Here is a 4,660-nt window from a genome sequence, read left to right as displayed (position 1 = left end):
ACACCGGCACCCGCTGGTCCTCGGCCGCCTCCGACCAGCAGTGGCTCCAGGTCGACCTGGGCTCCAAGGCCACCATCAGCAAGGTGCAGCTGGACTGGGAGACCGCCTACGGCAAGGCGTACCAGATCCAGACCTCCGACGACGGCACCACCTGGACCACCGTCTACTCCACCACCACCGGCACCGGCGGCAACGAGACCCTCAACGTCTCGGGCTCCGGCCGCTACGTCCGGATGAACGGCATCACCCGGGCCACCGGCTACGGCTACTCGCTCTGGGAGTTCCAGGTCTTCGGCTCGTTCGACGCCACCTCCCCGGGCGGTTCCTGCGGCACCGCCAACGCCGCGCAGGGCAGGACCGCCACCGCCTCCAGCCAGGAGAACGCCGGCACCCCCGCCTCCTCCGCCGTCGACGGCAACACCGGCACCCGCTGGTCCTCGGCCGCCTCCGACCCGCAGTGGCTCCAGGTCGACCTGGGCTCCACCCAGCAGATCTGCCAGGTGGTGCTCAACTGGGAGACCGCCTACGGCAAGGCGTACCAGATCCAGACCTCCGACAACGGCACCACCTGGACCACCGTCTACTCCACCACCACCGGCACCGGCGGCAACGAGACCCTCAACGTCTCGGGCTCCGGCCGCTACGTCCGGATGAACGGCACCGCCCGGGGAACCCAGTACGGCTACTCGCTCTGGGAGTTCCAGGTCCACACCGGCAGCAGCACATCCGGCGGGACCACCGGCGGAACCACGGGTGGCACCGGCGGCACCACCGGCCCCATCCAGGGCGGCGGCGACCTCGGCCCCAACGTCATCGTCTTCGACCCGTCCACGCAGGGCATCCAGGCCAAGCTGGACCAGGTCTTCCAGCAGCAGGAGTCGGCGCAGTTCGGCGACGGCAGGTACGCCTTCCTGTTCAAGCCCGGCACGTACAACAACCTCAACGCCCAGATCGGCTTCTACACCTCGATCGCAGGGCTGGGTCTCTCCCCCGACGCCACCCAGATCAACGGTGACGTGACGGTCGACGCCGGCTGGTTCAACGGCAACGCCACCCAGAACTTCTGGCGCTCCGCCGAGAACTTCGCGGTCAAGCCGGTCAGCGGCAGCGACCGCTGGGCCGTCGCCCAGGCCGCCCCGTTCCGCCGGATGCACGTCGAGGGCGACCTCAACCTGGCCCCCAACGGCTACGGCTGGGCCAGCGGCGGCTACATCGCCGACAGCAAGATCGACGGCACCGTGGGCAACTACTCGCAGCAGCAGTGGTACACCCGCGACAGCTCCATCGGCGGCTTCAGCAACGGCGTCTGGAACCAGGTCTTCTCCGGAGTCCAGGGCGCGCCCGCGCAGAGCTTCCCCAACCCGCCCTACACCACCCTGGGCACCACCCCGATCTCCCGCGAGAAGCCGTTCCTCTACCTGGACGGCAGCGACTACAAGGTGTTCGTGCCCGCCAAGCGCACCAACGCCAGCGGTGTCGACTGGGCGAACGGCACCCCGGCGGGGACCTCGATCCCGCTCAGCCAGTTCTACGTGGTGAAGCCCGGCGCGACGGCGGCCACCATCAACGCCGCGCTCGCCCAGGGGCTCAACCTGCTCTTCACCCCGGGTGTGTACCACGTCGACCAGACCATCAACATCACCCGTCCCGACACCGTGGTGCTCGGCCTCGGCCTGGCCACCGTGGTCCCGGACAACGGGGTGACCGCCATCAAGGTCGCCGACGTGGACGGGGTGAAGCTGGCCGGTCTGCTGCTGGACGCCGGCACGGTCAACTCCCCGACGCTGCTCCAGGTCGGCCCGGACGGCGCCTCCGCCGACCACTCCGCCGACCCGACCAGCGTCCAGGACGTCTTCGTCCGGGTGGGCGGCGCCCGCGCCGGTTCCGTCACCACCGGCATGGTGATCAACAGCAACAACACCCTGATCGACCACACCTGGATCTGGCGTGCCGACCACGGCACCGGGGTGGGCTGGAACACCAACCCCTCCGACTACGGTCTGCTGGTGCACGGCAACGACGTGCTGGCCACCGGACTGTTCGTCGAACACTTCAAGAAGTACGACGTGGAGTGGTCCGGCGAGCGCGGCAAAACGATCTTCTTCCAGAACGAGATCGCCTATGACGCGCCCAACCAGGCAGCCGTCCAGAACGGCTCCACCCTGGGCTACGCCGCCTACAAGGTCGACGACTCGGTCAACACCCATGAGGCCTGGGGAGTCGGCAGCTACTGCAACTTCACCGCCGACCCCACCATCCGCATGGACCACGGCTTCGAGGTCCCCAACAAGTCCACGGTGAAGCTGCACGACGCCCTGGTGGTGTCGCTCGGCGGCATGGGCCAGTACAACCACGTGGTCAACAGCACCGGCAGCGCCACCTCCGGTACCTCGACCGTCCCGTCCAACGTGGTCTCGTACCCGTGACGCTCCGCTGAGACCGGATCGGCCGCAGGTCAGGACCGCCGCCCCGCCGGGGGCGGCGGTCCGCCGCGCGCCGCCACCCGGCACACCCCGCCCCGCCGACAGGGCGCGGAACCCTCAGCAGCGGCCGCGGCCGGTCCGGCGGGCCGCGATGAGCGTCTACAGTCGTGTAGACGACAGGCTGTCCTGGATGTCATCATTTCCGCCATGACGACAGGCCAGACAACTGAACTACGGTCACCGGCGCCCGTTCGCCACCCACTGAGCAAGGTCCCGGAGGTCACGGTCTACTTCTGGATCGTCAAGGTACTGACCACCGGCATGGGCGAGACCGCATCGGACTTCCTGGCCCACCGGCTCGGCCCGCTGCCCGCCGTCGCGCTCGCCGGCGCCGCCCTGGCCGCCTCGCTGGCGCTGCAGCTGCTGGCCCGCCGCTACCTGGCCTGGGTCTACTGGACGGCCATCGTCCTGGTCAGCGTCTTCGGCACCATGGCCGCCGATGTGCTGCACGTCGGACTGGGCGTCCCCTATCTGGTCTCCACCGTGTTCTTCGCGGTCGCCCTGGGTGCCGTCTTCGGGATCTGGTACGCCGCCGAGCGGACGCTCTCCATGCACAGCATCCACACCCGGCGCCGCGAACTCTTCTACTGGGCGGCGGTCCTGACGACCTTCGCCCTCGGTACCGCCACCGGCGACATGACCGCCGTCACCCTGCACCTCGGCTATCTCTCCTCCGGCATCGCCTTCGCGGCGCTGATCTCCGTGCCCGCCGTGGGTTTCCGCGGGCTGCGCTGGAACGGGATCTTCGCCTTCTGGTTCGCCTATGTGGTGACCCGGCCGCTGGGGGCGTCCTTCGCGGACTGGATGGGGGTCTCCGGCTCCCGTGGCGGCCTGGGGCTGGGCACCGGGCCGGTCAGCCTGGTCCTTCTGGTGCTGATCCTCGCCCTGGTGGGTTATCTGGCGGCCACCCGCAAGGACGTCGGCCCGCAGGCCCGCCATGCGGCCGGCGGCGGCCACTGACCGATCCGTCCCCCAGGAGCCCCGGGCCGGCAGGACGGCCCGGGGCTCCGCCATGTCCGCCACGGCCGCCGCCGTCCCCGCTGGGCACCGCCGGCCGACCGGCCGCAGCCGCCACCCGGGGTCGGCGGCGAAGTCACGGCCCCCACGGGGTTGAACCCCGGGCACCCTCCGAAGGGCCAGGTCGAGGAAGACGCCGGACGTCCACGGGCGCCCCGGCCGCGGCCTCCGCCATCGACCCACCCCACCGCGTGCGCCGATCAGGTGGATCTACAGCGACACGCCCGCTGAGGCGACTGAGAGTGAGCATAAAAATACTATTAGCAGCGTAATCCGAGACATCCCCCATGGCAGAGGGATGGACGCCCGGAGAAAGGGGTTGCCAGGTGGGTGCCCTGAACAAGCTCGACCAACGCCTGGAGGCTTTGGTCAACGGGGTCTTCGCAAAGGCGTTCAAGTCCGCCGCGCAGCCGTTCGAGTTCGCCGGCGCCCTTCAGCGCGAATGCGACATCAACGCCAGGATCTGGAATCGGGACCGCACCATCGCGCCCAACCACTTCGTCATCGAACTGAGTTGGGACGACTTCGAACGGCACAGCACATACCTGACCGTGCTCAGCGACGAACTGGCCGACAAGGTACGTGAGTACGCCACAGCGCAACGCTACTCGTTTCTGGGCCCGCTGAAGATCGATTTGCGGTACGCGACCGGCCTGGACACCGGCCGATACCGGGTGCACAGCCAGATCCAGGCCCTGCGGACCGTTCAGGGCTACCGCGGCCTCCGTCCACCGCAGTCCCGGCGCGACATCCCGTGGGCCCAGCCGCCGCAGCCGATGCTGCAGCAGGCACCGCGCTGGCAGAAGCAGCTGCTGACCCGGCACCACCTGGAGTCCCTGGGGCTGTCGATCAGCAGCACCGGCATGCTGGTCCGTGCGGACGGCAGGGCGACTCCCGCCGCCCAGGGCCTGCTCCGCCCGTCCCCGTACGGCATCGTGCTGGTCGGCGGCCTGTGGGCCGCCCAGCTGATTGCGCTGCGGGCGGCCGCCGCCGGTGCCCGAATAGCGGTGGAGACCGGCCGCGGTCCGGCCTGGAGCCCGGTCGTACAGGCGGCGGACCGCGGCCTGCTGCGCCTGGCGGTCCACCCGATCGGCCGGATCGCTCCTCAGGAGGCCTCAGCCTCGGCCCCCCTGCTGGTCGTCCGTGACTGCGGCCCCCAC

The 4,660-nt window shown here is 69.8% G+C and carries 3 protein-coding genes; all 3 read left to right on the top strand.

From position 1 onward, the window contains the following. A partial coding sequence (locus tag AOK09_RS31600; RefSeq protein ID WP_055590657.1) for a discoidin domain-containing protein occupies window positions 1-2,426 on the top strand: 2,426 nt, incomplete at its 5' end. A 204-nt stretch (window positions 2,427-2,630) separates the two neighbouring features. After that, window positions 2,631-3,443: a COG4705 family protein gene (locus AOK09_RS31595; protein ID WP_055590656.1), complete on the top strand. Its 813-nt coding sequence runs from the start codon at window positions 2,631-2,633 to the stop codon at window positions 3,441-3,443. 383 nt (window positions 3,444-3,826) lie between these two features. Then, window positions 3,827-4,660, top strand: an 834-nt coding sequence (locus AOK09_RS42720) for a DUF3662 domain-containing protein (protein WP_157876111.1), incomplete at its 3' end; no start/stop codon positions are given.

Origin of the sequence: Peterkaempfera griseoplana, from assembly GCF_001418575.1 — a bacterium.
Lineage (GTDB): Bacteria > Actinomycetota > Actinomycetes > Streptomycetales > Streptomycetaceae > Peterkaempfera > Peterkaempfera griseoplana.
The sequence above is the reverse complement of the archived record's forward strand: the minus strand, read 5'-3'. Positions and strand labels throughout refer to the sequence as shown.